The sequence below is a fragment of the Streptomyces sp. NPDC045955 genome, assembly GCF_056430805.1.
The window spans coordinates 342,931-368,848 of sequence record NZ_JBWKKY010000006.1; the positions used below are offsets into that span (position 1 = coordinate 342,931).

Below are 25,918 nucleotides of genomic sequence, written 5' to 3' on the forward strand. Positions count from 1 at the left end.
CCGTGGGACGGCCTGTGGTTCGCAGGGTGCGGGCCGTCCCGTGGCTTGTCGCGCCCACGCGGCGGAGCCGCACATCGATACAGCCCCGCGCACCTAAGGAGTTTCACGCATGTCTCTCAGTCGAAGACAAGTCGCCGTCGCAGCTGTCGCCTCCGTGCCTCTCGCGTTTTCCGGCACAGGTACCGCGCAAGCCGGCGGTCACCGTAATCGCACCCTTTATATTGCCGGTGACTCCACCACAGCCCAGAAGTTCGCGAATGCCGCGCCCGAGACCGGGTGGGGTATGGCGCTTCCGTTCTTTCTCCGTAAGGAGCTGGTGGTCGCCAACCATGCGGTGAACGGGCGTAGTTCCAAGAGTTTCGTCGACGAAGGGCGGCTGGAGGTCATTCTCTCCGCCATTCGGCCCGGGGACTTCCTGCTCATCCAGTTCGGTCACAACGATGAGAAGGCCGAGGACCCGACTCGGTACACCGAGCCCTGGACGACGTATCAGGACCATCTGCGGATGTACGTCGAGGGGGCCCGGGCCCGTGGGGCGCGGCCCGTGCTGGCCACCTCCGTCGAGCGGCGGAAGTTCGACGCCGCCGGGAAGGCCCTGCCGACCCACGGTGAGTACCCGGCGGCCATGCGGGCGCTCGCCGCCGAGGAACGGGTCGCGGTGCTCGACGTGCAGGCTCTGTCGCTCGCCCTGTGGCAGGAGCTCGGGGTCGAGGAGACGAAGAAGTACTTCAACTGGACCGCCACCGAGCAGGACAACACGCACTTCAATCCACCGGGCGCGATCGCCGTGGCCCGGCTCGTGGCGAGGGAGTTGCTCCGGACCCGGGTGCTAGGGCCGCGCGATGTGCGCCGGCTGGACGAGCCGATTCCCGAGTCGTGGATCACCTGGCCGCAGGCCGCCGTGTAACACCCCCGACGCAGCAGGAAGAGAGCCGCACCATGAACCTTCGGAAGTGTCATGATCATGCCAGAGTGAGAGTTGCCGCGGTGGCCGGGTGTGCCGCGCTCGTGCTGTCCCTCAGTGGTACCGCCGCGCAGGCCGGGCCCCGGGACGCGGCCCGTCAGACGCTCGGGGCCAACGACGGGTGGGGCGCGTACGGCACCGGTACCACGGGTGGTGCCGCGGCCGATGCCGCGCACGTCTACACCGTCACCACCTGGGAGCAGTTCAAGGCCGCCCTGAAGGACGGCGGGTCCGCGCCCAGGATCATCAAGGTGAAGGGGATGATCGACGCCGTCTCCCAGGGCTGCGAGGCGTTCGAGGCCGAGGGGTACGACTTCCAGAAGTACCTCGCCGCCTACGACCCCGCCGTCTGGGGACACGACAAGCCGGTCAGCGGTGAGCAGGAGGACCTGCGGGCCGCGTCCGCCGCCCAGCAGGACAAGGTCATCAAGGCGGTCGTGCCCGCCGACACCACCATCATCGGCGTGGGCAGGAACTCCGGGATCCTCGGCGGCAGCCTCCAGATCAAGGGCGTCGACAACGTCATCGTCCGGAACCTCACCATCGAGGCCCCGGTCGACTGCTTCCCGCAGTGGGACCCGGCCGACGACAACAAGACCGGTGCCTGGAACAGCGAGTACGACGGGGTGGTCGTCTACGGCTCCACACACGTGTGGGTCGACCACAACACGCTCACCGACGGCCGCTACCCCGACAGCTCCCTGCCGTCCTACTTCGGCAAGACCTACCAGCAGCACGACGGGCTCCTCGACGTCGTGCGCGGCTCGAACCACGTCACGGTGTCCTGGAACTCGTTCAAGGACCACGACAAGACCATGCTCATCGGCAACAGCGACAGCGCCACCGCCGACGACACGGGCAAGCTGAAGGTCACGCTGCACCACAACCGCTTCGAGGGCATCGTCGAGCGGGCGCCGCGGGTGCGGTTCGGGCAGGTCGACTCGTACAACAACCACTTCGTGGTCACCAAGGGCCAGAAGTGGGGCTATGTCTACGGCATCGGCAAGGAGTCCCGGCTCGTCGCCGAGCACAACGCGTTCACGCTGGCGCAGGGCGTCAGCCCGGCGAAGATCCTCAAGAAGTGGAACGAGGCGCCGGTCACGGCGGGCGCCAACTACGTCAACGGCAAGGCCGTCGACCTGATCGCCGTGCACAACGCGGAGATCCCGGGGGAGACGCTCCAGTCGGGCGCCGGCTGGACGCCGACGCTGCGGGCCGGCGTCGACCCGGCGAAGGCGGTCCCGGGCATCGTCGATGCCCGCGCGGGCGCAGGCCGCGTGTGCTGACCTGACCCGACCGGCACGTGAACCGGCCGGGGCGGCCGCATCGCATCCCCGCCCCGGCCCATCCCCCTCCGCACCAGCTACCCGCACCAGCCGCACCGCGAAGGAGCAGCCGTATGCTCTCGCAGCCCCATGTCTCCCTCTCCCGCCGGAAGTTCCTCGTCACGAGCGCCGCAGCGGGTGCCGTCGTCGGGCTCGCCGCCGGCCCCGCGCGGGCCGCCGGCACCCGGCCCCGCCCCTTCGGCCGGTACGGCTCACCTGCCGCCCGCCCCGACCCGAAGACCCTGTACGTCCATCCGGGCGGCGCCGGTGACTTCACCACCGTCCGGGACGCCGTGGACGCGGCGAACGGCAGCGGATACACCCTCGTCATCGCCCCGGGCGTCTACCGGCAGACCGTCGCCGTCGACCCCGGCCGTACCGAGATGACCTGGATCGGGGCGAGCGAGAACCCCCGTGACGTCGTCGTGGTGTACGACAACGCGGCCGGGACGCCCAAGCCCGGCGGCGGCACGTACGGCACCACCGGGTCCGCCACCACCACCGTGCAGGCCGACGGGTTCACCGCCCGCTGGATCACCTTCGCCAACGACTGGCTGCGCGCCGACCACCCCGGGATCACCGGCACCCAGGCCGTCGCCCTCAAGGTCCAGGGCGACCGGTCCGCCTTCCACCACTGCCGGTTCCTCGGCCACCAGGACACCCTGTACGCGGACTCGATGGCCCTGGGCACCTTCGCCCGCCAGTACTTCGCCCACTGCTACGCCGAGGGCGACGTCGACTTCGTGTTCGGGCGGGCGACCGCCGTCTTCGAGCAGTGCCGCTTCCGGACCCTGAACCGGACCGACCTGCCGGCCGCCCCGTACGGCTTCGTCTTCGCCCCGTCGACGGCCGGTGCCAACCCGCTCGGATACCTGGTGACCAGGAGCCGCGTCGACAGCGAGGCTCCCGACGGGCACTACAAGCTGGCCCGCCCCTGGGTGCCCAGCTCCGACACCACCGCCCGCCCCATGCTCACCGTCCGGGACACCTGGCTCGGCCCGGGCATCGACGCGGTCGCGCCCTACACCAACATGTCGAACGCCTATCCCTGGCAGTCGATGCGGTTCGCCGAGTACCGCAACACCGGGCCGGGCGCGGTCGTCTCCGTTCCGGAGAACCGGCCCCAGCTCGGTCGCGCGCAGGCCGGCCTGCACACCAAGGAGACGTACCTCGGCGACTGGCGGCCCGGTGCGTAGGGCCGCGGCGCTCCTCCTCGGCGTGTGTCTGCTCTGGCCGGCTCCTGCCGCCTCCGCCGCCGAACGCGCCCCCGCCGGCTGGGCCTCGGCCGGCTCCGGCACGACCGGCGGGGCGGGCGGTACGACCTGGACGGTGCACACCCGCGCCGAGCTCAAGAAGGCCCTGGCGAACGACGGCGCTCCCACCGCGCCCAAGGTCATCCGGGTCGTCGGTGACATCTCCGGGCACGAGGCGGACGACGGTTCCCTGCTCGGCGAGCAGGACTACGCGCCCGGATACGACCTCGGCACGTACATGTCCTGCTTCGGCGAGGACGGCGCCGTCTGGTCCGACACCCGCTTCGACCACTGCAAGCAGCAGCGGCAACTGCGCCAGACCGGCTCGAACAAGGAGAAGGCACAGATCCAGCTCACCGTGCCGAGCAACACGACCCTCGTCGGCGTGGGCCGGGACGCCCGGCTGCTCGGGGTGTTCCTGACGGTCAACACCGGCAGCAACATCGTCGTGCGGAACCTGCACCTGGAGGCGCCCGTCGACCACTTCACCAGCTGGTCCCCGGACGACGGCACGCAGGGCAGCTGGAACGCCCGCTTCGACGCGCTCACCGTGATCACCGGCAGGAACATCTGGATCGACCACTGCACCTTCACCGACGGCCGGTTCCCCGACCGCGAGGCACCCCTCGGCTTTCACGGCGAGCGTGTGCAGCGGCACGACGGGCTGCTGGACATCGAGGACGGCTCCGACTTCGTCACGGTCTCCGACAGCAGGTTCGAGGACCACGACAAGGCGATCCTGATCGGGTCGGGCGACGGCCGCGGCGACCGGGACCGGGGGCACCTCAAGGTGACCTTCGTGCGCAACCTGTTCAGTGGCGTCGTGCAGCGCGCCCCGCGGGTCCGCTTCGGGCAGGTGCACGTCCTCAACAACGTCTACCGCGGCCGGGCCCCCCTGTACGCCCTGGGCGTGGGCGTGGAGTCCGCGATCTTCTCCGAGCGCAATGTGTTCCACCTTTCGAGGCCGTCCCGGACCGTCGCCGCCTACGGGGGCGAGCACTTCCACGACACCGGCTCCTGGTTCGACGGCCGGCCCGCCGGCCTGAACGCGGTGGCGAGCCGTTTGGGACTCACGGACGACGTCGGCTGGGATCCCGCCGGCGTCTACGACTACCGCGCCCTGACGTCCCCGTCGGCCGTCGAGCGACAGGTCCTGAACCACGCCGGAACCGGGAGGTCGTATGGGCACCCATGAGCCGCTCGGCCGGCGGACGTTCGTGGTCGGGGCGGGCACGGCGCTCCTGGGCGGGGGAGCGGTGAGCGGGGCGGAGGCCGCGGTCGTGGACGGCCCGCTCCCCGACTTCCACCCCGCCCTGAAGGACGCCCTGACCTTCCCGCGCGCCTGGGGGAGATCTCCGGTCCGCGACTTCCGCGCCTGGCGGCGCGCCGCCCGGGCCACGGTCGAGGAGCACCTGCTCGTCGAACGGCAGGACGGGACGCCGTACGCCCCGGAGACCGCTGGACGTGCTCAGGGGGAGGGGTACACACGGGAGTTGGTCACCGTCTCCCTCACCCGCTACGAACGCGTGCGCGGCGTCCTGCTCACCCCGCACGGCAGGGGCCCCTTCCCCGCCGTGCTGCTCCTGCACGACCACGGCGCCAAGTTCGACATCGGGAAGGAGAAACTGGTCCGGCCCTGGTACGACGACACGCGTCTCGCCTCCGCCCGGGCCTGGGCGGACACGTACTTCAGCGGGCGGTTCGTCGGAGACGAACTGGCCCGGCGCGGCTATGTGGTGCTGTGCCTGGACGCGCTCGGCTGGGGCGACCGCGGGCCCCTCGCCTACGACCAGCAGCAGGCCCTCGCCGCCAACTTCTACAACCTGGGCTCCTCGCTCGCCGGGCTCATGGCCCGGGAGGACCAGCGGGCCGCCGCCTTCCTGGCGGGACTCGACCGTGTGGACGCCCGGCGGGTCGCGGCCGTCGGCTTCTCCATGGGCGCCTACCGCGCCTGGCAGACCGCCGCCCTCAGCGACCACATCGCGGCGGCCGCGAGTGTGTGCTGGATGACCGGCCTGAAGGAGATGATGGTGCCCGGCAACAACACGCTGCGCGGGCAGTCGGCGTACTCCATGCTGCACCCGGGGCTCGCCCGGTACCTCGACATCCCCGATGTGGCGAGCATCGCCGCCCCGAGGCCGATGCTGTTCCTGGGCGGCGGGCTCGACACGCTGTTCCCGGCCGAGGGCGTACGGGTCGCGTACGACAAGCTGCGTGCCGTCTGGCGGTCGTGCCACGCCGAGGAGCGCATACGGATGAAGACGTGGCCGGAGCTCGGCCACGTCTTCACCCACGAGATGCAGGACGAGGTCTTCAGCTGGCTCGACGACGTCCTGTGAGGGTCATCGCCGTACCGGCTCGACGCCCTCCAGCGTCGGCACCACGGGCTTGATGCTGCCGTCGGCCGCGAACTCCATGCGGTCGACGGTGGTCTCCCGGTGCATGCCGTCACCGCCCGGCCTGCCGGGGCCGTTGAGGGCGAAGCGGTGGTAGACCATGTACCAGTCGTCGGTGCCGGGGGTGTTCACCACCGAGTGGTGACCGGTGCCCAGGATGCCGTACTCGGGCCGCTTCTGGAGGATCGTCCCGCGCTTGGTCCACGGGCCGAGCGGGGACGGTCCCGTCGCGTACGCCACGTGGTAGTTCTCGCTGCGGGTGTCGTCCTCCGACCACATGAAGTAGTACGTGCCCTTCCGCTTGATCACGAAGGAGCCCTCGCGGAAGTTGTCCGGGGTGATGTCCTTCACCTTCGCCGCGTCGAACGACACCATGTCGTCGTTCAGCGGCACGACGTACCCGTGGCCGTTGCCCCAGTACAGGTACGCCTGGCCGTCGTCGTCCGTGAAGACCGACGGGTCGATCATCTGGCCCTTGAGCGCCCCGCCCTTGGCGACCAGCGGCTTGCCGAGCGCGTCCTTGAAGGGGCCGGCGGGGGAGTCGGCCACCGCCACGCCGATCTGCTGCTCGGCGCAGAAGTAGAAGTAGTACTTGCCGTTCCGCTCGGCGATCGCGGGCGCCCAGGCGTACTTGTCGGCCCAGGTCACATCGGGCCCGAGGTCCACGATGACGCCGTGGTCCTTCCAGTGGACCAGGTCCTTCGACGAGTACGCCTTGAACTTGGTGCCGCTCCAGCCCTGGAAACCGTCCGTCGTCGGGTAGATCCAGTATCTGCCGTTGAGGTAGTGGACGTCCGGGTCGGCGTTCAGGCCGGGCAGCAGGGGGCTGCGGGTGCGGACCGCCTCGACCGTCCAGGTGCGCTTGGTGCCGTCGGCCGCCGTCACGGTGTACTTCTGGGGCGTGCGGAAGTCGCGCCGGGTCCCGGACCTCGGGCTCAGCGTCGCGCCCTCACCGACCCACAACTTCGGGGCGAGGCCCCGCAGATCGGCGTCGGGCTCCATGGGCAGCACGACCTTCGAGGCACTGTCCGTGACGATCGAGTAGCCCTTCTGTTGCTTGGCCGTCGCGTCCACCACGGAGGTGGAGGTGGACGGGTACGCCGCCAGCAGCCGGTCGTACTCCTGCTGCGTCACCGGGAGCACCGTGCCGTGCCGGGGGCTCGCCGGGAGCTGGTAGTCGGTGGACGGGGTCCACTTGCCGGAGGCGAGGTCGGTGGTCTCGAACGGGACGTAGCCGCGGCCGCCGTACTCGTCGATGAACAGGTACCACTTCTTCTCGGTGTTCGACTTGAATACCGTCGGGCCCTCGCCGCGGTCCATCGCGCCCTTGCCGATGCAGTCGGCCACGAAGTCGTACTTCGTCGAGGTCAGGGACGTCGACTTCTCACCGGTGATGAACTTGGAGCAGGGGCTGGAGGAGCTGGGGTCGCGCTCGTCCTTGGTGTAGCGGTAGTACTCGTCCTTGTACTTCACGACCGTGGAGTCGATCACCGAGTAGCCCGGGTCGTTCCAGATCTTCGGCTCGCTGAAGGTGCGGAAGTCCTTGGTGGTCGCGTACATCATCTTGTTGTACGTGTTGCCCTCGTGGTCCGGGTCGTCGTCGGCGTACAGCTTCGACGCCCAGAAGACGACGTACTCACCGAGCTCGTCGTCCCAGTAGGCCTCCGGGGCCCAGGTGTTGCCCGCGCTGTCCGGGGAGACCTTCACCAGGCGCTGATCGGTCCAGTGGACCAGGTCGGTGGACTCCCAGACCATGATCGACTTGCTGCCGTGCCGCTGCACCTGGTCCCAGCTGCCGCTGGAGTTCTGGTACATCCGCAGGTCGGTGGCGATCAGGAAGAACTTGTCGCCCTCGGGGGAGCGGATCACGAACGGGTCGCGCAGGCCCTTCTCGCCGATCGTCGACGTCAGGACCGGCTTGCCGGCGTTCAGCTCACGCCAGTGCAGCGCGTCGTTGCCCCGGCTGAGGGCGTAACGGATCTGCTCGCCGTCGGCGGTGCCCTCGCCCGTGAAGTAGGCGAAGAGATAGCCGGCGTACTTGGAGTGCTTCACGGGTGGTGCTCCGGAGTCCGCGGCGCCCGGTGGCGCCGTGAGAAGGGTCAGGAGGAGGCCGGTCAGGGCCACGAACGGAAGCAGGAGCGTGCGGGGGCGCATGACACTTCCTGTCGGAGTCTGGGGGATTCTGTTGGATAGCGGCCTTCGGAGTTTCACCGGCCGGGGACAGGGCGTCAACGGGTGTGCATGAGGCCGGTGGTTCCGAAACTTTCGGAGACTCGGGCACGCCCGTGCACGTGACGGCGGCAACCCTTTCGGCGCGCAGCGGCGACTGTTGCTCGGAAACGGTCGGGAGCGGGCCCCTCGCGAACCGTCTCCGTCCCCATCGCCCAGGAAAGGAACGCTCCGTGCTGCTCAGCACAGGACGCCACCGCAGGACCCGCACGCTCGCCATCGCCGCCGCGGTGGCCTGTGCCTCGGGGGCCGGCGGCGTCTATCTCGGGCTCTCGGGCGGTGGCGCGCAGGCCGCCTCGTCGACGGTCACCGTCTCCACCACGGCCCAGCTCGAAGCGGCCGTGAAGAACGCCACCGCCGGTACGGTCATCCAGGTCCGCGGCGGTACGTACCATCCGGCCGCGACCCTCAAGTCCACGGCGAACGGCACGAGTTCCGCACGCATCACGCTGCGGGCGTACGGCGCCGAGAAGGTCCGGATCGACGGCTCGAAGCTGCCCGACGGCTCCTGGCTGGCCGGCCTCTACGGCGACTACTGGACCGTGGAGAACCTCGCCTTCGTCAACTCCCCGGCCCAGGGCTTCGTCGCCACCTCCTCGGCCGGCGGCGTTTTCAGGAACCTCGTCACCGCGGACAACGGCGACTCCGGCTTCACCCTGCGCGGCGACGGCACCACCGGCAACCTTGTGCAGAACCTGGACAGCCACGGCAACTACGACTCGGCCGGCCACGGCCGGAACGCCGACGGCATCGCCGTCAAGTTCGGCTCCGGGACGGGCAACAGGATCACCGGCGCCCGGCTGTTCGGCAACTCCGACGACGGCCTCGACCTGTGGCAGTTCTCCTCGCCGGTCACCGTCGAGCACTCCTGGGCCTTCGGCAACGGCGAGAACCGCTGGAGCGACCCGGCCTTCAAGGGCAACGGCAACGGCTTCGAACTGGGCGGCGGGGGAGCGTCGGTCGCCCACGTCGTCAACCACAACGCCGCCTGGGACAACGCGCTGCACGGCTTCACCGAGAACTCCAACACCGGCGCCATCGCCCTGCACCGCAACACCGCGTACGCCAACGCCCACAACGGCTTCTCCTTCGCCACCGGCGAGGCCCGCCTCGGCAAGAACCTCGCCGTGAGCGACCGGGGCGGCCCCGCCGAGCTGGGGTCCGCTGCCGTCTCCGCCGGCAACAACTGGGACAGCGGCGTCACCACCCCGCCCTTCAGGTCGACGGACGCGAAAGGCGCCTACGGAGCGCGCGGGGCGGACGGCGCCCTCCCCGCGACGACGTTCCTCACGACCGGCTCCACGACCATCGGGTCGACGATGAACTAGCGCGTGTCGCTCCGACGGGTCACCGGCAGGTGTCCATCCAGCGGGTGACCACGGAGGTGTTGTTCTTGTCGGCGTCACGTGCCGGACCGCACAGGAACGGGCCGAAGCGGGTGTCGGCACGCAGCCGGAGGCTGAAGAACGACACGATCCACTTGCCCTGCTTGGTCTTGTCGCCGTAGCCCGTCATCGGGCACAGATGGTCGCCCGGTACCTCGATGTAGAGCTTCTCGGCCCGGGACATGGAGTTGTACCAGGGCACCGCGAAGGTGTCGCCGTGGGCGACGGGGTCGCTCTGACAGGTCAGGAAGAAGGTGGGCTCGGTGACCGAGGAGAAGTTCCCGTTCGGGTGGTACGGGGCGGTCGGCACGCCCGCCCGGAAGCGCGGATCGTCCCGGAGGGCCGCCATGACGCCACCGCCGCCCATCGAGTGACCGGCCGCGCCAAGGGTGCCGTTGAGCTTCCCCGACAGCGGGTTGCGCGGGGCCTTGCCGAGCGCGAGCAACTGGGTGCCGGCGGCGCTGATCTGGCGCCCGCGCGATTCGGGATCGTCGGTGAGTGTCTTCGTTCCGACGTTGATGACGACGAAGCCCCAGGAGGCGAGGCGGGGCGCCAGCCACCGCAGGTTCTCCTGGGTGCCCTGGTAGCCCGGCATCAGCACGACGCCCGGGTACGAGCCCCTGGCCGTGGGATACGTGACCGTGCCCGAGCCGTACCCGCTCGGGCGGGGAACGGTGTAGGTGGCGGTGGCCAGCGGCCCGTTGCCGGCCTCCAGGGAGGCGGTCGTCGGGGACGGGATGCCGGCGGCGGTCGCCGGCGCGGCGGTGGCCGTCAGCAGGGTCAGCGCCAAGCCGATGATGGTCGCCAGTGCGATCAGCGCCGTCATGAGACGGGATCGGGTCCGTAACGGCGCGCCGGTGTGGGTGGAACGACTGCAGGGACGCATTGCTCTACCTCCAAAAGGCGATGAGAGCGGTCGGCTAGCGGGACTGTGCGAAGAGCCAGTCGATGACCACGTCGTTCTCGTACGTCTGAGCCCATGACAGGTGCGGGCTCACCGGTGTCGTTCCGGCCGTGTAGCTCGTGAACAGCACGTGGCTGCGCGCGGCCCGGGCCTGCCGCAGGAGGGCCCGCGACCGGGCCTCGAACTCCGTCTTCGGCAGGTCGTTGGCCCACTCCCCACGGGTGACCCGCGCACCGGCGGTCTCCAGTGCGTTCATCAGCGTCCAGGTGCCGGGGTTGCCGAACCGCCCCTCCCGGTAGGGGACGACCGGGTCGTCGACCGAGTGGTCGGCCCAGATCGGGATGTGCGTGATCCTTTCCATGGCGGCCGCCTCGCCCCAGCCGGCCGTGGGCAGGGCAGCCGCGAACACGTCGGGTCGCTCGGCCAGCAGGCTGTAGATGCCGCGACCGCCCGAGGACAGGCCGACCAGATAGAGCCGGTCGGTGTCCACGTTGCGCGCGTGCTCGCGCACGAAGGTGTCGATGAGTTCGATCAGCGCGGCCTGGACCTTCGCGTCGGTCCAGTCCGTGCCGTCGGGGCCGTCCATGGGACGGGGCAGGGGGATCTGCGGAGAGAGGACGAACGCGGGGTTGCGGCGCTGCCGTGCCGGTTTGGCGAACGTGACCGCGATCCGGTTGGAAGTGAGCTGCGTCATGTTGTTGTCCGCGACTTCGCCACCGCCGTGCAGGGTGACGACGAGCGGGTACCGGGTGCGGGTCCGTGGATTCCGCAGGAATCCCGCGGGCTGATACAGCCGGAAGTCCAGTTCGAACCCTGCGGAGTCGGTGAAGGAACCGGCGGTGAAGTCGTCGGCCACGGGAGTGATGACGTCGTCGTTCCGGTGCGCGAACGGACCGGCCTTGAGCACCGGTTCACCTTCCGGGGTGCGCAGGTCCGCCACCTGCCGGACGGAGTAGGCACGGTCGAGCGGAAAGGGATCGGTGCCTGACGCCCGTGCGTTGGCGTCGTTGGGATCGAGTTCGATGATCAGGTGGTCCCCCGGACGTCCGGGGCGGGAGCGGTCGTCCACTTCGGCACTGGTGTGGGAGTAGACCCGGGTCACCGTACGAGCCGCTGTCCGTCCGCCCACGGTGGCCTGCACCTGGAAGGCGGTGGGCGGGACCGTCCCGCCGCGTAAGTCGATGCGGTGCGCGTACCTGATGGCGACCGCTGTCACCAGCCAGTTGTTCCTCGGCGTCACCTGCGTGAGGAGGTCCGTCCGCAGGACCGGGCCGGGTCCAAAGGCCGCTTGCCGTCCTTCGGACGGGGCTGCCGTGGCCGACGTGCTCACTGCCGGTGCCGCGAGCGCACCTGCGGTGACGGCGAGCACCGTACGTCTGGGGATCGCTCTCATGGGGTCCTCGTCTCGGTCATCGAGCTGGGGGGGCAGGCCGAGGTATTACGCGAGAGTTTCGGAGCACTGCCGGATCGCTGTCCAGCATCAAACCGAGATCTGTCCATGCGATACGCGCATCAATTCACGGGGGCGCGCCCGAAAGACACGACGACGCCCCCGCCGGTTCGCACCGGCGGGGGCGTCCTGCCGACCGGCCGAGGGGGGCTCGGCCAGGGCTGTCCGGCCGTCCGGAGGGGGGCTCCGGAGGGCCGGGGGTGCCGGGACGTCCGACTGGGGGCCCGGACACCCGGCATCCGGCCGGCCCAAGGGGGGATCAGGGCCGGCCGGAGTTCACACGTGCTGCGGCATCACTGGTAGCTGATGTCCGAGGCCTTGAACTTGCAGGTCTTGCCGTCCGGGCCGGGCGGGGTCAGCTCCTTGGGCTCCTTGCCCGTGTTGTTGCCCTCGAAGCGCACACACGTCTTGATCTTCTTCTTGCTGTCGCCGTGGATGCGGATCTTCGACAGCGTGGCCGTGTCGCCGTAGTTGGCGTTCACGCCGACGATCGAGTTCATCGGCGCCGTCACGTCGATGTCGTTCAGCACGACCGTGCGCTTGTACTGCGTCTTGCAGTTGCCGCAGGAACGCACCAGCTTCCCGGCGTTCTGCACCTGGAAGCCCGACACGTTCAGCGTTCCGGCGCCGTTGAACTGCAGCACCTTGTCGTCGGCGTTCTTCGCGCCGCCACCGATCACCTTGTACACGGCCGACGACGACTTGCCCTTGAAACTGGCCGCGTCCTCGCCGACGTCCGTCCACCACACGTTCTGCAGTGTGCAACTGCCCTTGCAGTGCACGCCGTCCGCGGCCGGGGTGCCGATGATGACGTTCTTGAGCACCGCGCCGTCGGCCAGCTCGAAGAGGGGGGCCTGGCCCTCGTCCTGGCTGTCGCCGCCGAGCGCGCCGGTGCCGTAGAACATCTTCATCCCGCCGTCGCGGACACCGGAGACCGGGATGGTCTTCGACACGGGCGTCTTGCCCTTGTCCGTGGGCCAGGAGGTCGCGGCGCCCGCGGTGGACAGCATCGACGTGGTGACGACCGCCGCTCCGGTGATGCCGAAGGAGGCTAACCCGGCGATCACGGCACGCCGCTTGGTGACCCGGCGGCGATGGCGGACGCGCTGTTGTGCTGGTGCAGTCATGTACCGATTCCTCATTGGGGGTGACTCTTGCGCCTGGTGGTCGCCACCCGTGAGAAAAGGGTTGCCGCGTCTTCGGGAATTTTTCACGAGTCGTCGTCGGTGTCGTCCACGGCCGCGAAACCGCCGCCCACGGACAGCCGCTGCGAACCGGCGGCGCCCGTCACCGCGTAGCGGTCGGCGCCGGCGTCACGGCCGCCGCGCTCGTGGTCGAACTGGCCCGCGAACACCCACTCGCCCGCCGGGACCTTGCGACCCTCCTTCAGGGTCCAGGTGTAGACGAGGAAGCCGTCCCGCTCGGCGACCGCGAGCGTGAAGTCCTGCTCGGGCAGCGACCGCCAGGCGCCCGCGTCGGAGACCCCGCCGGTCTGGGCGACGCTCAACCGCACGGTCAGCGCGGTCAGTTCCGTGCGCGTCTTGATCGTGACGTTGCTCTGCGCCCAGAAGTCGTTGCTGTGCGGGTCGACCGAGCCGTCCGACCACAGCGGCCCGTCCTCGGTGGCGGCCGGCGGGCGCCCGGTGACGGAGGGGCTCGGCGTCCGCGAGGGCGGCGGAGCGGACTCGCGGCGCTCCGGCGGGGCCGACGGCGTGGGATCCACCGGCGGCGCGGGGGCCCGGCTCGTCGCCTCCGGCGACGGCGTGGGCGTCGGCGAGGTCGCCACGTCCTGCTGCTGCGGCGCGGCGGTCTCCTCCTTCACTGCGGACGCGACCGCGTAACCGCCCACGGCCAGCACGCCCGCCACCGCGGCCGTCGCACCGGCCACCCGCATCCACCCGAACACCGGCGGACGCGTCGCCCGGTGGCCGGGGCCGACCGGACCGGCCATGCCGCGCTCGACCCGGGCCAGGATCTGCTCCCGGTCGGGCTGGTGCGTCCCGGCCGCCTCGTGCAGCCGGGCGCGCAGCTCCTCGTGCACGTCCCGCCGCATGGTCATCGGTCCCTTCCTCCGCCCTCACCGGCGCGCGCCCGCAAGCTTTCCACGGCCGGCGAGCAGCGGGGAGCGCCCACCGCCGCGTGCATCCGCTGCGGTACTCCCTGTGTGCCCAGCAACCGCTGGAGTTCGGCCATTCCCTTGGAGGTCTGGCTCTTCACCGTACCCACCGAGACACCGAGGGCGAGCGCGGTGTCCTTCTCGGAGAGGTCGAAGGCGTGCCGCAGCACCACACAGGCCCGCTTGCGGAACGGCAGTCTGCGCAACGCCTCCTGGACGTCGACGACGCCCGCGACGTCCGGGTTCTCGGTGTTCTCCTCGCGCTGCGACCAGAACAGGGCGACGCGCCGCCGCTCGCGCACGGCGCTGCGGATCCGGGTGCGGGCCAGGTTGGCGACCACCCCGCGCGCGTACGCCGCCGGATGGTCGGCCGCGCGCACCCGGTCCCAGCGGTGCCACAGCGCCAGCAACGCGTCCGCCGCCAGATCGTCGGCGGTGTCCGACTCGCCCGTCAGCAGATAGGCGAGGCGGGACAGTTCGGCGTAGTGACGCTCGAAGAAGGCGTGGAACTCCACGGAGGCGGCGTCGTCGACGACTGTGCCCACGGGCGACCTCTCCTCGCAGCGGCTTCGGGCACTCCGGGCTGGGGTGCCAGTGAGTGTCATGTAGATGACATGTGATCATCCGGGGGAGGTCCGGACGAGATCGGGAAGCGTAGCAGCGTTCTCAGGACGGTTCGTACGGAGCTTCGAACGACGTATGGCGGGCCGGACTCTGATTCCGTAACACGAAGAAAACCTGAACGTGGTTCAACGCGGGAACAATCCAGCCAGCATCCGCACACCGATCACCCAGGCACCGAGGAGCACTTGCCATGTCCGAATCGCAGAAGGTGGCCGACCGGCCCGACGCCGCACCACCGGCGGTGAACAGCGTCGACCGGTTCTTCAAGATCTCCGAGCGGGGATCCACCTTCGGCCGTGAGATACGCGGCGGCTTCGCCACGTTCTTCACGATGGCCTACATCCTTGTCCTGAATCCCATCATCCTGGGCAGCGCGAAGGACAAGTTCGGGCACCAGCTGGACGCCGTCCAGCTCACCACCGCCACCGCCCTGGTGGCCGCGGTCATGACGATCATCATGGGCGTGGGCGGCAATCTGCCCCTCGCGCTCGCCGCCGGACTCGGCCTGAACGCCGTGGTCGCCTTCCAGATCGCCCCGCTGATGAGCTGGGACGACGCGATGGGCCTCATCGTCCTCGAAGGCCTGCTGATCTGCGTGCTGGTGGTGACCGGCCTGCGCGAGGCCGTCATGCACGCCATACCGCAGCCGCTCAAGCAGGCGATCAGTGTCGGCATCGGCCTGTTCATCGCCTTCATCGGCTTCGTCGACGCCGGGTTCGTCAGCCGCATCCCGGACGCCGCGAACACCACCGTGCCGGTTCAGCTGGGCGGCACGGGAACGCTCACCGGCTGGCCGATTCTCGTCTTCTGCCTCGGCGTTCTGCTGACGATCGGGCTGCTCGCCCGCAAGGTCAAGGGCGCCATCCTGATCAGCATCGTCACCATGACGGCGCTGGCGATAGTGATCAACTCCATAGCCGACATCAAGACCTGGGGCCTGACCACACCGTCCTGGCCCGACCGGCTCGTCGACGCCCCCGACTTCGGGCTCATCGGCCACTTCGACCTGTTCGGCGCCTTCAGCGCCCCCGGCGTCGGCGTCATCACCGTCGTCCTGCTGGTCTTCACCCTGATCCTGTCCGACTTCTTCGACACCATGGGCACGGTCGTCGGCATCAGCGCCGAGGCGGGTCTGCTCGACGAGGAGGGCAAGGTCCCGAACCTCGGCCGGGTGCTGCTGATCGACGGCGCCGCGGCCGTCGCGGGCGGCGCGGCCTCGGCCTCCTCGGCGACCTCCTACATCGAGTCGGCGGCCGGCGTCGGCGAGGGCTCGCGCACCGGCTTCTCCAACCTCGTCACCGGCGGCCTGTTCGGCCTCGCGCTGTTCCTGACCCCGCTGCTCACCATCGTCCCGCTCCAGGCGGCCGCCCCCGCCCTGGTCGCCGTCGGCTTCCTGATGATGACCCAGGTCAAGCACATCGACTGGGACCGCTACGACATCGCCATCCCCGCGTTCCTCACCATCGCCGTGATGCCGTTCACCTACTCCATCACCAACGGCATCGGCGCCGGCTTCCTCGCCTACGTCGTCATCAAGACCGTGCTCGGCAAGGCCAAGGAGGTCCACTGGCTGCTGTGGGGGACCTCGGTGCTGTTCCTCGTGTACTTCGCGATCGACCCGATCGAGCAGCTCCTGGGAGCCAAGTAGCGCGAAGGGCCGCCCCCGGGGGGAAGGGGGCGGCCCATCTGTCTGTACAGACGGCTTTCGTGCGGTGGAGGTTCAGTCCTTCAGCGCCGCTTCCATCATCGCCTTGGCGACCGGCGCCGCCAGGCCGTTGCCGCTGACCTCCGAGCGGGCCGCGTTCGACTGCTCGACGACGACCGCCACGGCGACCTCCTTGCCCGACGAGTCGGACTTCCCGTACGAGGTGAACCAGGCGTACGGCACCTGGCTGTTGTTCTCGCCGTGCTGCGCCGTACCCGTCTTGCCGCCGACCGTCGCGCCCGGGACCTGGGCGTTCGTGCCCGTGCCCTGCTCCACGACCGTCTGCATCGCCGACTGCAACTGCTCGGCCGTCGAGGAGGAGACGATCTCCTTCGAGCCCGCGTCGTCGTCGTAGTCCTGCAACACATCACCGCCGCTGTTGGTGATCTGCGAGACCATGTGCGGCGAGACCAGCTTGCCGCCGTTGGCTATGGCCGCCGACACCATGGCCATCTGCAGGGGCGTCGCGGTGACGTCGAACTGGCCGATGCCCGTCAGGGCCGTCTGCGACGGGTACATGTCCGAGGGGTACACGCTCGTGTAGGCCCGGACCGGCACATCCAGCTTGTCGTCGTTGAAGCCGAACTTCTCGGCCATCGCCTTCACCTTGTCCTGGCCCAGCTGGACGGCCATCTTCGCGAAGACGTTGTTGCACGAGTACTCCAGCGCCGTACGGATCGTGGCGTTGGTGCAGGGCGCGTTCGGGTTCTCGTTCGACAGGTCCCGCGTGGTGCCCGGCAGGGTGTACGGGTCGGGGCTGGCGGTCTTCTCGTCCACCGACGAGTACAGCCCGTCCTCCAGTGCTGCCGCCGCCACGACCAGCTTGAACGTCGAACCGGGTGGCAGCGGCTGCCTCAGCGCCCGGTTGACCATAGGCTTCTCCGGGTCGGCCGTGAGCTTCTTCCAGGCCGCCCCCGCCGTGTTGGCGTCGGTCAGCGACGAGGGGTCGTACGACGGGGTCGACACGACCGCGAGGATCTTCCCGGTCTTCGGGTCGACGGCGACGGCCCCGCCCTTCTTGTCGCCGAGCGCGTCGTACGCCGCCTTCTGCACGTCGGGGTCGATCGTCGTGATCACGTTGCCCGGGTCGGCCCGCTGGTTGGTGAGGGTGTCCATCACGGACTTCAGACGGCTGTCCGTGCCGTTCAGGAGGTCGGTGTAAATGCCCTCCAGCTGGGTCGGCGCGTACGCCTGCGAGGCGAAGCCCGTCACCGCCGCGTACAACTCGCCGTCCGTGTACGTGCGCTTGTACCTGAGGTCGCCCGTCTTCGTCGGGGCCGAGCCGGTGACCGACCGGCCGCCCACGATGATGTTGCCGAGCGGCGCCGAGTACGTCTCGATCGCGTTCCGCCGGTTGTCCTTGTCGTCTGCGAGTGCCTGGCCCTCGTAGAACTGCACCCAGGTCGCCCTGACCAGCAGAGCGAACACCAGCAGCAGCGTGAAGACCGACGCACGCCTGATCGTCTTGTTCATCCCGAACATGAGGACGAGCCAGGCAGGGCGGATCGTTCCCACCCGTCCCGTTTTCTCATCCGGCGTTCAGAAACCGCGCCTCGTACGCCGCGATGACCGCCTGCGTGCGGTCCCGGGTGCCCGTCTTGGCCAATACCGCCGCCACGTGCGACTTCACCGTGGCGGGGCCGACCTCCATGCGGCGGGCGATCTCCGCGTTGGTCAGCCCCTCCGCCATGTGCCGCAGCACCTCCCGCTCGCGTCCCGTGAGCCTCGCCACCCACGCCGGCGGCGCCGGGTGTGCGCGGGCGTGCTCGGTCGCGAGCGTGCGGACGGCCGCGGGGAACAGCAGGCTGTCGCTGCGCGCCACCAGCCGGACCGCCTGCACGAGCGCGTCGGCGTCCGCCCGCTTCAGCAGGAACCCGGCGGCTCCGGCACGCAGCGCGTCGTAGACGTAGGAGTCGTTCTCGAAGGTCGTCACGACGACGATCCGGGGCGGCTCGTCCAGCGTGGCGAGGATCTGCTCGGTGGCGCGGATGCCGTCGGTCTCCGGCATGCGGACGTCCATGAGGACGACGTCCGGCCGCAGATCCCGCACGACCGACACGGCCTCGGCGCCGGTGGCCGCCTCGCCGACCACCTCCAGGTCCGGCTCGGCGGAGAGGATGGCGCGCAGCGCGGTGCGGACCATACGCTCGTCGTCGGCGAGGACGACACGGATGGGGGCGGGGCGGGTCATGCGGGTCCTTTCATCGGCAGACGTACGTGCAACCGCCAGCTCTTCCCGGCCGGTCCGGCCGGTCCAGCCGGTCCGGACGATCCAGCCGGTCCGGACGAACCAATTGCCGGCCCGGCGGTCATGGTCCCGCCCAGCAGCCTGACCCGGTCCGCGATACCGCGCAGCCCGTGGCCGCCGCCCGGGCGGGAGGACGCGGGATCGGTGACCGTGGCGGGACCGGTCACCGGATTCTCCACGGTGATCTCCAGCTCCCCGTCCGCCACCTCGATCCGCACCTCCACGGCGACTCGCTCACCGGCGTGCCTGAGGGCGTTGCTCAGCCCCTCCTGCACGATCCGGTAGGCCTCCCGGGACAGCAGCGCAGGCAGCACCTCCAGGTCGGTGCCGACCGTGGCCGTCACGCGCTGTCCGCCCGCCCGGGTGCGACGCAGCAGCCCGTCGAGGTCGGCCGCGAGCGTCGGTGCGGGGGCCGTGCCGGGGGCGTCGCCCTCGCGCAGCACGCCCAGCACGGCGTCGAGTTCGCCGACGGTGCGCCGGGTCGTGTCCTCGATCGCGGCGAGGGCCTCGCGGACGAACTCCGGGTCGGAGTCGAGGACGCGGCGCGCCGCGCTCGCCTGGAGACCGACCGCGCTGAGCGCGTGGCCGACGGAGTCGTGCAGCTCCCGCGCCAGCCGGTTGCGTACGGCCAGGTCGGCGGCGCGTGCCTCGGCTGCCGCGAGCCGGCCCTCGGGAGACGGGCCGAGCAACGTCGGCGCCCAGCGGGCCAGCAGCGCACCGCCGCCGGCCGCGCAGCCGCCGAGGGCGACGAGCATCGCCGCGCCCGCGACCGGTGCGAGCGCCAACGCCCAGGTGTGGTCGAGGACTTCGGGCAGTTTGAGGGGGGTGCCGCCCAGTCCCGCGATGACCGGCAGCAGGATCAGCACGGCGGCGAACGGCGGTACGGCCAGCGACATCCCGGCGATGATCCCGCCGAACCCGAGATGCAGCGTGAACCAGCCCGCCGTACGGCCCCTCTCGCCCCGCGTCCGGGCCGGCCCGAAGGCGAGCCGGTCCGGGTCGACTCCGCACAGCCAGCGCACGGCGGCGGCCTCCAGCGGCCGGGTGAGCGGGAACAGGGACGTGACGGCGGCGAGCGGAAGCCCCACGGCGAAGGAGGCGAGCTGGAGGGGAAAGGACCCGAAGACGTTGGTGCTGCCGGTGGCCGGACCGATGATCACCGACCCGACCAGGACGTACGGCATCGCGAGCGCGCCGCCGAGGATCAGATGCACCCAGCGCAGCCGGGCCCGCCGTCCGAACAGCGACCGGGCGGCCCGTCTCACGCCGCCCGCCGCTCGGCCCTGGCCGAGCGCTCCGCGAAGTAATAGACGCCGATGGCGGCGATGAGGAAGCCGACGAGCATCTGCCCAGCGTAGGCAAGGTTCATCAGCGGCGTCGGACGATCGGCGGTGCCCTCGACGCCGCCGAGGGAGGCGAGCGACAGCCAGCCGCCCCAGCAGGCCACGGCGCCCGAGCCGACCCAGGCCAGGCCGAGCGGCACCGCCACGGGCAGCGCCCGCCCGCGCCGGAAGGCCAGCAGGAAGCCGCCGGCGACGGCCGCGAGGAGGAACAGCACCAACACCGCTTCCAGGACGTGGAAGTCACCGCCCCGGTCCGCCGCCCGGCCCTCGCTGAGCCCGGCGGTGCCGCCGCAGGCCCACAGCACGTGGAGGGCGAGCGGCAGCAGGGCGAGCACCCCGGCCGTGACGGCGAGGGCGCGGTGGGCCGGCCCCACGACACCTACGGGCAGCTCCCACACCCGCCCGCGCCACAGGTGCCCCCAGCGGTCGCGGGCATAGAGCACGAACAGGGCGCCCAGGGCGAGCCCTTGGAGGATGAACCCCGAGTACACGACGGCGAACACCCACTCGTCCAGGAAGGCGTTCCGCCCCGGCGACTCCGCGCCCCCTCCACCGAACGCCCTCACGACCAGCTGCGCCGGGAACCCCGCCATGATCGGCGCGAGCAGCCCGCCGGCGACCCACACGGGGAACGCCAGGAGCCACGCGGGCACCCGCAGCCCCCATGGCCGGGTCAGCACCAGCGCCAGCACGATCACCGCGCTGTCCAGCAGCACGGAAATGCCGTTGATCACCGCCATGCCCACCCGGTCGTCGAGCAGCCCGCTCCCCTCCGGAATGCCGATGTGGCTCCCGGCGATCCAGGCGGCCTTGAGTCCGAGGTACGGCACACAGGAGAGGACGGCGACGGCACGCAGGACGCGCCGGGGACGGCTGGGACGGACGGTGGGGCCGTCGGCGGCGGGAGCGAGAGACCGCGTCATGCGGTGTGACCGCGTCATGCGATCAGGCTCCCGCGCGGCGGGCCGGCGGCACCTCCTGCACGGCGACGATCCGCCTCCGCCGGACGGGGGAGGGCGGCTCAGCCCTCCAGGAGGAACACCGTCTCCTCGATCTCCGCACCCCGGGCGGAGGCGTACCCGCTGGCCGTCGCGGCGGCACGGAAGCCGCACTTCTCCAGTACGCGCAGCGAGCCCGCGTTGTCCGACGCCGCCCGGGCGTACAGGGGACGCTCGGGCACCTCCGTCAGCAGCGCCCGCAGGGCCGCCGTGGCGATGCCCTTCCCCCAGTACGCGCGGTCGACCCAGTACGTCACCTCGCGCTCGCCCGGCACCCCGTACACCGCCGCGCTGCCGACCACGTCACCGTCGGCCAGGACGGTCCGCACCACGTCGGACGAGGACCGGATCCTGGCCCAGTGGGCGTCGAAGGCGTCCCGGTCGGCCGGGTCCTTGGGGACGAAGGCCGCCATGTGGAGCGCCTCGGGGTCGTTCATCTGCCGGAAGAAGACCGGCAGATCGCTGTCATGGACCTCGCGCAGCTCGACGTTCATGCCTCAGAGCCTACGGGTGGCCAGTGTCAGCCGGTCCCGCGCGTCGAACAGGGCGTCCTTCACCAGCTGTTCGTGCGCCGGGGTGAGCCGCGCCACCGGAACCGAGCAGCTGATCGCGTCCCGCGCCGGCGTGCGGTACGGGATCGCCACGCCGAAGCAGCGCAGCCCCAGCGTGTTCTCCTCGCGGTCCACGGCGAAGCCCTGCTCCCGGACCTGGTGCAGCTCCTCGATGAGCTTCTCGCGGTCGGTGATCGTGTTCTCGGTCAGCGCGGGCAGCGTCTCCGGGAGCATCTTGCGGACCTGCTCGTCGGAGTAGGTGCTCAGCAGCGCCTTGCCGAGGGACGTGGAGTGCGCGGGCAGGCGGCGGCCGACCCGGGTGAAGGGGCGCAGGTAGTGCTGCGACTGGCGGGTGGCGAGGTAGACGACGTTCGTGCCGTCGAGGCGGGCGAGGTGGATCGTCTCGGTCGTGTCGTCCGAGAGCCGGTCCAGCGTCGGGCGGGCCGCCGCCACGACCTCGTCGCCGTCGATGTACGACGTGCCGACCAGCAGGGCGCGTACCCCGATGCCGTACCGCGTGCCCGTCGCGTCCGTCTCCACCCAGCCCAGCTCGACGAGCGTGCGCAGCAGCATGTAGAGACTGGACTTGGGGTAGCCGACGGCCTCCTGGACCGCCGCGAGCGAGTGCATACCGGGACGCCCGGCGAAGTATTCGAGCAGTTCAACCGTTCGTACCGCGGACTTGACCTGCGCCCCGCCGCCCGTCTCGCCAGCCGACATCGCCCTTGACCCCTTCGTTCGACGGGAAATAGTCTCCACAGCATATTCATCATCGGAGACAGCGTTCAGTATATCGAACGTCCCTGGTGGATGACCCAGTACTGCGGCATTACATGTGTGGAGGGACCCGCGGTGGCAGCAGCACCAGTCTGGAGTGTCGACCCCCGAACCGGGAAGCAGCGTGAACAGGTTGCGGTGGAGGCCACAGCCCAGGAGGTGGACGCCGCCGTCCGTGCCGCGCAGGAGGCGCGTGGCTCACTCGCCGACCGTACCGTCCGCGCGGCCTTCCTGCGCAGCGCCGCCGAGGAGCTTCAGGCGGCCAAGGACGGTCTCGTCGAGACCGCCGACGCCGAGACCGCGCTCGGCCCGGTCCGGCTGACCGGCGAGCTCGCCCGCACCTGCTACCAGCTGCGGGCCTTCGCCGACATCGTCGACGAGGGCGCCTTCCTCGACGTCGTCATCAACCACCCCGACGACACGGCGACCCCGCCGATCCCGGACCTGCGCCGCTACAAGGTGCCCCTCGGTGTCGTCGCCGTCTACTCGGCCTCGAACTTCCCCTTCGCCTTCTCCGTCGCCGGCGGCGACACCGCGAGCGCCCTCGCGGCCGGCTGCCCCGTCGTGGTCAAGGCGCACCCGGACCATCCGGCCCTGTCCGAGTACGTCGCGAAGGTGCTGCGCCGCGCCGCCGCCCGGCACGACATCCCCGAGGGTGTCCTCGGGCTGGTGCACGGCTTCGAGGCGGGCGTCGAGCTGATCAAGCACCCGCTGGTCGCGGCCGCCGGCTTCACCGGTTCCGTGCGGGGCGGGCGTGCGCTGTTCGACGCGGCCGCCGCGCGTCCCGTGCCGATCCCGTTCCACGGCGAGCTGGGTTCGCTGAACCCGGTCGTCGTCACCGAGGCCGCCGCCGCCGAGCGGGCCGAGGCGATCGGCTCGGGCCTCGCCGGTTCGATGACGCTGGGCGTCGGCCAGTTCTGTGTGAAGCCGGGCCTCGTCCTCGCGCCGTCCGGCGCCGCCGGTGACGCCCTGCTGAAGTCGCTGACCGACGCCGTCAGCGACACCGACGCCGGGGTCCTGCTCGACCACCGCATGCGCGACAACTTCGTCGCCGGTGTCGCCGAGCGGGCCGGGCTGCCCGACGTCGATTCCCCGGTCACCCCGGGCGCGGGCGGCGAGCACACCGTCAGCGCGGGCTTCCTCACCGTGCCGGCGAGCAGGCTGGCGGAGGAGGGTGAGCACGACCTGCTCCTGGAGGAGTGCTTCGGGCCGGTCACGGTGGTGGCCCGCTACGAGGACGAGACCGAGGTGAAGGCCGTGCTGTCGCGGCTGCCGGGCAACCTCACGGCGACGGTGCAGCTGTCCGAGGAGGAGGCCGCGGGGCAGGGCCGGGGCGCGGAGCTTCTGCAGGAGCTGACGCCGCTGGCCGGGCGTGTGCTGGTGAATGGGTGGCCGACGGGTGTCGCCGTCGCGCCGGCCCAGCATCACGGTGGTCCGTACCCGGCCACGACGTCCACGTCCACGTCGGTGGGTGGTACGGCGATCGAGCGGTGGTTGCGGCCGGTCGTCTACCAGAACGCGCCTGAGGCCCTGCTTCCGGCCGAGCTGCGGGACGAGAACCCGCTGGGGCTGCCCCGTCGGTTCAACGGGCGTTTGGAGCGGTAGCGCCGTGGGGGTGCGGTGAGTTGCGGGCTGCCGGTTCGTCGTGGTTGATCGCGCAGTTCCCCGCGCCCCTGGAGGTCGGACCTGAAAGACTCGGTCGAATGGATCTCGAGATTTCCGAACTGCCGTTCCCCCTGCGCTCTTACGGGCCCGAGGCCCACTGGTCCTACGAGGACGGGGTGCTCACCGGGTGGGCCGGGTCCCGGCAGGACCGGTTCGTGCCGCCCACCGACGAGGGGCTGGACCCCGCCTCCGACGCGCCGCGGCTGCTCGGGGCGCCCGAAGGGGACTTTCAGCTCATCGCCCGGGTCACGGTCGGGTTCGGTGCGGCCTTCGATGCCGGGGTGCTGTACGTCCATGTCGGCGAGCGCGCCTGGGCCAAGCTCTGTCTGGAGTACTCCCCGGACGTGCCCACCGTCTGCACGGTGGTCACCCGGGGACACTCCGACGACGCCAACTCCTTCACCGTCGACGGCAGTTCCGTCTGGCTCCGGGTGAGCCGCACCGGCCGCGCCTTCGCCTTCCACGCCTCCCGCGACGGTGAGCGCTGGACCTTCGTCCGCCTCTTCACCCTCGGCGACGAGAAGGAGACGGGCGCGGCCCTGATCGGCTTCATGACCCAGTCGCCGATGGGGGAGGGCTGCGTGGTGACGTACGACCACATCGCGTTCAGGCCCCACTGGCCCAACGACCTGCGCGACGGCAGCTGAGGCGTGGTGATGATCCGTACCGTCCTGCCCGCCGAGGTGGACGACGTCGTCGCGCTGCACGCGCGGGCCCGGGCGACCTACTACCCCGACGGGCTGCCGCAGGACGGCACCGACTGGTTCGCCGCCTGGCGGAGCGCCCTCGCGCGACCGGACGGCCGGGTGCTGTGCGTCGTGGAGGAGGGCCGCATCGTCGGCCTGGCTTCCTTCCGCACTCCCGAGGGTGTCCCCGCGGACACGGTGAAGCTGTTCCAGTTCCACGTCGACCCCGACCGCTGGCGCCGCGGTGTCGGCACCGCCCTGCACGCGGCGTGCGTCGAGGAGTGGCAGGCCGACGGCCGGCGGACCGCCGTCCTCGACGTGCATGTCGACAATCGGCGGGCGCAGGGGTTCTACCGGCGGCAGGGGTGGGTGCCGGAACCGGCCGAGCCGGGGGATCACCACCTGACGATGCGGCTCTCCCTGCCCGCGGAATGAACCCGGCTGCTTGAACGTTCACCAACTCGGCGGAGGGAGCCTCCGTACCCCGCACGACCTGGAGAGAGCCGAAGACATGCGCGTCGAGATCTGGAGCGACATCGCCTGCCCCTGGTGCTACGTGGGCAAAGCCCGCTTCGAGAAGGCGCTGCGGGAGTTCCCGCACCGCGACGAGGTCGAGGTGGTGCACCGCTCCTTCGAGCTGGACCCGGACCGCGCCAAGGACGACATCCAGCCCGTGATCACGATGCTCACCAGGAAGTACGGCATGAGCGAGGCCCAGGCCGAGGCCGGTGAGGACAACCTGGGCGCGCAGGCCGCCGCCGAGGGGCTGGACTACCGCACCCGGGGCCGCGACCACGGCAGCACCTTCGACATGCACCGCCTGCTGCACTTCGCCAAGGAGCAGGGGCACCAGGAGCGGCTGCTCGACCTGCTGTACCGGGCCAACTTCGCCGAGGAGCGTTCCGTCTTCAACGACGACGAGCGGCTCGTGGAGCTCGCCGTGGCCGCCGGGCTGGAGGCGCGGGCCGTCCGCGCGGTGCTCGCCGACCCCGGCGCCTACGCCGACGACGTCCGCGCCGACGAGCGCGAGGCCGCGCAGCTCGGCGCGAGCGGGGTGCCGTTCTTCGTGCTCGACCGCACGTACGGCGTCTCCGGGGCCCAGCCCGCGGAGGTCTTCGCCCAGGCCCTGGCCCAGGCGTACGGCGAGCGCTCGCCCCTGACGATCGTCGACAGCGGGGACGCGGACGCCTGCGGGCCGGACGGCTGTGCGGTGCCCCAGCGCTGAAGCCGCAGGTCGGCGCATATGTATAAGCGCCTCTTAGCGGCATCACGCAGAAATCGGCAATGGACGGGGAGATC

23 protein-coding genes are annotated in these 25,918 nt (G+C 70.7%); 11 read left to right on the top strand and 12 right to left on the bottom strand.

Features of this window, described 5'->3' with window-relative positions:
* Window positions 1-109 precede the first annotated feature (109 nt).
* From AC07F0_RS15340 to AC07F0_RS15360, 5 genes are all read left to right on the top strand, one after another.
* Complete coding sequence (locus AC07F0_RS15340) at window positions 110-907, top strand: rhamnogalacturonan acetylesterase (RefSeq protein ID WP_478978882.1); 798 nt, start codon at window positions 110-112, stop codon at window positions 905-907.
* A gap of 32 nt (window positions 908-939) precedes the next feature.
* The gene (locus AC07F0_RS15345; protein WP_478978885.1) at window positions 940-2,250 is read left to right on the top strand and encodes a pectate lyase family protein; all 1,311 of its coding nucleotides are present in this window, start codon (window positions 940-942) and stop codon (window positions 2,248-2,250) included.
* Between the two features lie 113 nt (window positions 2,251-2,363).
* A complete protein-coding gene (locus AC07F0_RS15350; RefSeq protein ID WP_478978888.1) occupies window positions 2,364-3,485 on the top strand; it encodes a pectinesterase family protein in 1,122 nt (373 codons plus the stop codon).
* A complete protein-coding gene (locus AC07F0_RS15355) occupies window positions 3,478-4,737 on the top strand; it encodes a pectate lyase family protein (protein WP_478978891.1) in 1,260 nt (419 codons plus the stop codon). Before AC07F0_RS15350 ends, AC07F0_RS15355 begins: the two co-directional genes overlap by 8 nt.
* Window positions 4,724-5,881: a dienelactone hydrolase family protein gene (locus tag AC07F0_RS15360; protein ID WP_478978894.1), complete on the top strand. Its 1,158-nt coding sequence runs from the start codon at window positions 4,724-4,726 to the stop codon at window positions 5,879-5,881. The genes AC07F0_RS15355 and AC07F0_RS15360 overlap by 14 nt, the downstream gene beginning before the upstream one ends.
* A 3-nt stretch (window positions 5,882-5,884) precedes the next feature.
* Here AC07F0_RS15360 and AC07F0_RS15365 read toward each other — a convergent pair whose 3' ends face one another.
* The gene (locus AC07F0_RS15365) at window positions 5,885-8,092 is read right to left on the bottom strand and encodes a glycoside hydrolase family 43 protein (protein WP_478978897.1); all 2,208 of its coding nucleotides are present in this window, start codon (window positions 8,090-8,092) and stop codon (window positions 5,885-5,887) included.
* Window positions 8,093-8,340: 248 nt separating this feature from the next.
* Between AC07F0_RS15365 and AC07F0_RS15370 the strand changes: the two genes are divergently transcribed.
* The gene (locus AC07F0_RS15370; RefSeq protein WP_478978900.1) at window positions 8,341-9,495 is read left to right on the top strand and encodes a right-handed parallel beta-helix repeat-containing protein; all 1,155 of its coding nucleotides are present in this window, start codon (window positions 8,341-8,343) and stop codon (window positions 9,493-9,495) included.
* A 19-nt stretch (window positions 9,496-9,514) separates the two neighbouring features.
* Here the strand turns inward: AC07F0_RS15370 and AC07F0_RS15375 are convergent, their stop codons facing one another.
* The 5 genes from AC07F0_RS15375 to AC07F0_RS15395 form a co-directional block, all read right to left on the bottom strand.
* Window positions 9,515-10,378: a poly(ethylene terephthalate) hydrolase family protein gene (locus AC07F0_RS15375; RefSeq protein WP_478978903.1), complete on the bottom strand. Its 864-nt coding sequence runs from the start codon at window positions 10,376-10,378 to the stop codon at window positions 9,515-9,517.
* 94 nt (window positions 10,379-10,472) lie between these two features.
* Window positions 10,473-11,849, bottom strand: a complete 1,377-nt coding sequence (locus AC07F0_RS15380; protein ID WP_478978906.1) for a prolyl oligopeptidase family serine peptidase — start codon at window positions 11,847-11,849, stop codon at window positions 10,473-10,475.
* Between the two features lie 350 nt (window positions 11,850-12,199).
* Window positions 12,200-13,033, bottom strand: a complete 834-nt coding sequence (locus tag AC07F0_RS15385) for a pectate lyase (RefSeq protein WP_478978909.1) — start codon at window positions 13,031-13,033, stop codon at window positions 12,200-12,202.
* Between the two features lie 83 nt (window positions 13,034-13,116).
* On the bottom strand, window positions 13,117-13,965 hold the full coding sequence (locus tag AC07F0_RS15390; protein WP_478978912.1) for a hypothetical protein: 849 nt from the start codon (window positions 13,963-13,965) through the stop codon (window positions 13,117-13,119).
* A complete protein-coding gene (locus AC07F0_RS15395) occupies window positions 13,962-14,567 on the bottom strand; it encodes a SigE family RNA polymerase sigma factor (protein WP_478978915.1) in 606 nt (201 codons plus the stop codon). The genes AC07F0_RS15390 and AC07F0_RS15395 overlap by 4 nt, the downstream gene beginning before the upstream one ends.
* A 269-nt stretch (window positions 14,568-14,836) precedes the next feature.
* On the opposite strand from AC07F0_RS15395, the gene AC07F0_RS15400 reads away from it, so the two are divergent.
* Window positions 14,837-16,294: an NCS2 family permease gene (locus AC07F0_RS15400; RefSeq protein ID WP_478978918.1), complete on the top strand. Its 1,458-nt coding sequence runs from the start codon at window positions 14,837-14,839 to the stop codon at window positions 16,292-16,294.
* A gap of 72 nt (window positions 16,295-16,366) precedes the next feature.
* Here the strand turns inward: AC07F0_RS15400 and AC07F0_RS15405 are convergent, their stop codons facing one another.
* The 6 genes from AC07F0_RS15405 to AC07F0_RS15430 form a co-directional block, all read right to left on the bottom strand.
* Window positions 16,367-17,824, bottom strand: coding sequence for a peptidoglycan D,D-transpeptidase FtsI family protein (locus AC07F0_RS15405; protein WP_478978921.1), 1,458 nt, complete (start codon window positions 17,822-17,824; stop codon window positions 16,367-16,369).
* A 55-nt stretch (window positions 17,825-17,879) separates the two neighbouring features.
* Entirely contained in the window at window positions 17,880-18,542 is a 663-nt protein-coding gene (locus tag AC07F0_RS15410) for a response regulator transcription factor (RefSeq protein ID WP_436726779.1), read from the bottom strand.
* Window positions 18,539-19,864 carry a sensor histidine kinase gene (locus AC07F0_RS15415; protein WP_478978924.1) on the bottom strand — a complete coding sequence of 442 codons (1,326 nt, stop codon included), beginning with the start codon at window positions 19,862-19,864 and terminating at the stop codon, window positions 18,539-18,541. The genes AC07F0_RS15410 and AC07F0_RS15415 overlap by 4 nt, the downstream gene beginning before the upstream one ends.
* Window positions 19,861-20,865 carry a hypothetical protein gene (locus AC07F0_RS15420; protein WP_478979138.1) on the bottom strand — a complete coding sequence of 335 codons (1,005 nt, stop codon included), beginning with the start codon at window positions 20,863-20,865 and terminating at the stop codon, window positions 19,861-19,863. The genes AC07F0_RS15415 and AC07F0_RS15420 overlap by 4 nt, the downstream gene beginning before the upstream one ends.
* A 98-nt stretch (window positions 20,866-20,963) precedes the next feature.
* On the bottom strand, window positions 20,964-21,434 hold the full coding sequence (locus AC07F0_RS15425) for a GNAT family N-acetyltransferase (RefSeq protein ID WP_436726777.1): 471 nt from the start codon (window positions 21,432-21,434) through the stop codon (window positions 20,964-20,966).
* A 3-nt stretch (window positions 21,435-21,437) separates the two neighbouring features.
* Window positions 21,438-22,211: an IclR family transcriptional regulator gene (locus tag AC07F0_RS15430; RefSeq protein ID WP_010037854.1), complete on the bottom strand. Its 774-nt coding sequence runs from the start codon at window positions 22,209-22,211 to the stop codon at window positions 21,438-21,440.
* Between the two features lie 132 nt (window positions 22,212-22,343).
* Between AC07F0_RS15430 and AC07F0_RS15435 the strand changes: the two genes are divergently transcribed.
* The 4 genes from AC07F0_RS15435 to AC07F0_RS15450 all read left to right on the top strand — a co-directional run bounded on the left by AC07F0_RS15435 (window position 22,344) and on the right by AC07F0_RS15450 (window position 25,844).
* On the top strand, window positions 22,344-23,873 hold the full coding sequence (locus AC07F0_RS15435) for an aldehyde dehydrogenase (NADP(+)) (protein ID WP_478978927.1): 1,530 nt from the start codon (window positions 22,344-22,346) through the stop codon (window positions 23,871-23,873).
* A 98-nt stretch (window positions 23,874-23,971) separates the two neighbouring features.
* Window positions 23,972-24,580, top strand: a complete 609-nt coding sequence (locus AC07F0_RS15440; RefSeq protein WP_478978929.1) for a DUF1349 domain-containing protein — start codon at window positions 23,972-23,974, stop codon at window positions 24,578-24,580.
* 9 nt (window positions 24,581-24,589) lie between these two features.
* The gene (locus AC07F0_RS15445) at window positions 24,590-25,054 is read left to right on the top strand and encodes an N-acetyltransferase family protein (protein WP_478978932.1); all 465 of its coding nucleotides are present in this window, start codon (window positions 24,590-24,592) and stop codon (window positions 25,052-25,054) included.
* A 76-nt stretch (window positions 25,055-25,130) separates the two neighbouring features.
* Window positions 25,131-25,844: a DsbA family oxidoreductase gene (locus AC07F0_RS15450; protein WP_478978934.1), complete on the top strand. Its 714-nt coding sequence runs from the start codon at window positions 25,131-25,133 to the stop codon at window positions 25,842-25,844.
* Window positions 25,845-25,918: the final 74 nt, after the last annotated feature.

Bases quoted from the DNA above. Each gene is read 5' to 3' on its own strand.
- AC07F0_RS15390 (WP_478978912.1), bottom strand. From the start codon at position 13,965: ATGACCATGCGGCGGGACGTGCACGAGGAGCTGCGCGCCCGGCTGCAC.
- AC07F0_RS15340 (WP_478978882.1), top strand. From the start codon at position 110: ATGTCTCTCAGTCGAAGACAAGTCGCCGTCGCAGCTGTCGCCTCCGTG.
- AC07F0_RS15380 (WP_478978906.1), bottom strand. From the start codon at position 11,849: ATGAGAGCGATCCCCAGACGTACGGTGCTCGCCGTCACCGCAGGTGCG.
- AC07F0_RS15430 (WP_010037854.1), bottom strand. From the start codon at position 22,211: ATGTCGGCTGGCGAGACGGGCGGCGGGGCGCAGGTCAAGTCCGCGGTA.
- AC07F0_RS15375 (WP_478978903.1), bottom strand. From the start codon at position 10,378: ATGACGGCGCTGATCGCACTGGCGACCATCATCGGCTTGGCGCTGACC.
- AC07F0_RS15420 (WP_478979138.1), bottom strand. From the start codon at position 20,865: ATGACGCGGTCTCTCGCTCCCGCCGCCGACGGCCCCACCGTCCGTCCC.
- AC07F0_RS15440 (WP_478978929.1), top strand. From the start codon at position 23,972: ATGGATCTCGAGATTTCCGAACTGCCGTTCCCCCTGCGCTCTTACGGG.
- AC07F0_RS15445 (WP_478978932.1), top strand. From the start codon at position 24,590: ATGATCCGTACCGTCCTGCCCGCCGAGGTGGACGACGTCGTCGCGCTG.
- AC07F0_RS15400 (WP_478978918.1), top strand. From the start codon at position 14,837: ATGTCCGAATCGCAGAAGGTGGCCGACCGGCCCGACGCCGCACCACCG.
- AC07F0_RS15450 (WP_478978934.1), top strand. From the start codon at position 25,131: ATGCGCGTCGAGATCTGGAGCGACATCGCCTGCCCCTGGTGCTACGTG.
- AC07F0_RS15425 (WP_436726777.1), bottom strand. From the start codon at position 21,434: ATGAACGTCGAGCTGCGCGAGGTCCATGACAGCGATCTGCCGGTCTTC.
- AC07F0_RS15365 (WP_478978897.1), bottom strand. From the start codon at position 8,092: ATGCGCCCCCGCACGCTCCTGCTTCCGTTCGTGGCCCTGACCGGCCTC.
- AC07F0_RS15405 (WP_478978921.1), bottom strand. From the start codon at position 17,824: ATGAACAAGACGATCAGGCGTGCGTCGGTCTTCACGCTGCTGCTGGTG.
- AC07F0_RS15345 (WP_478978885.1), top strand. From the start codon at position 940: ATGAACCTTCGGAAGTGTCATGATCATGCCAGAGTGAGAGTTGCCGCG.
- AC07F0_RS15360 (WP_478978894.1), top strand. From the start codon at position 4,724: ATGGGCACCCATGAGCCGCTCGGCCGGCGGACGTTCGTGGTCGGGGCG.
- AC07F0_RS15350 (WP_478978888.1), top strand. From the start codon at position 2,364: ATGCTCTCGCAGCCCCATGTCTCCCTCTCCCGCCGGAAGTTCCTCGTC.
- AC07F0_RS15385 (WP_478978909.1), bottom strand. From the start codon at position 13,033: ATGACTGCACCAGCACAACAGCGCGTCCGCCATCGCCGCCGGGTCACC.
- AC07F0_RS15410 (WP_436726779.1), bottom strand. From the start codon at position 18,542: ATGACCCGCCCCGCCCCCATCCGTGTCGTCCTCGCCGACGACGAGCGT.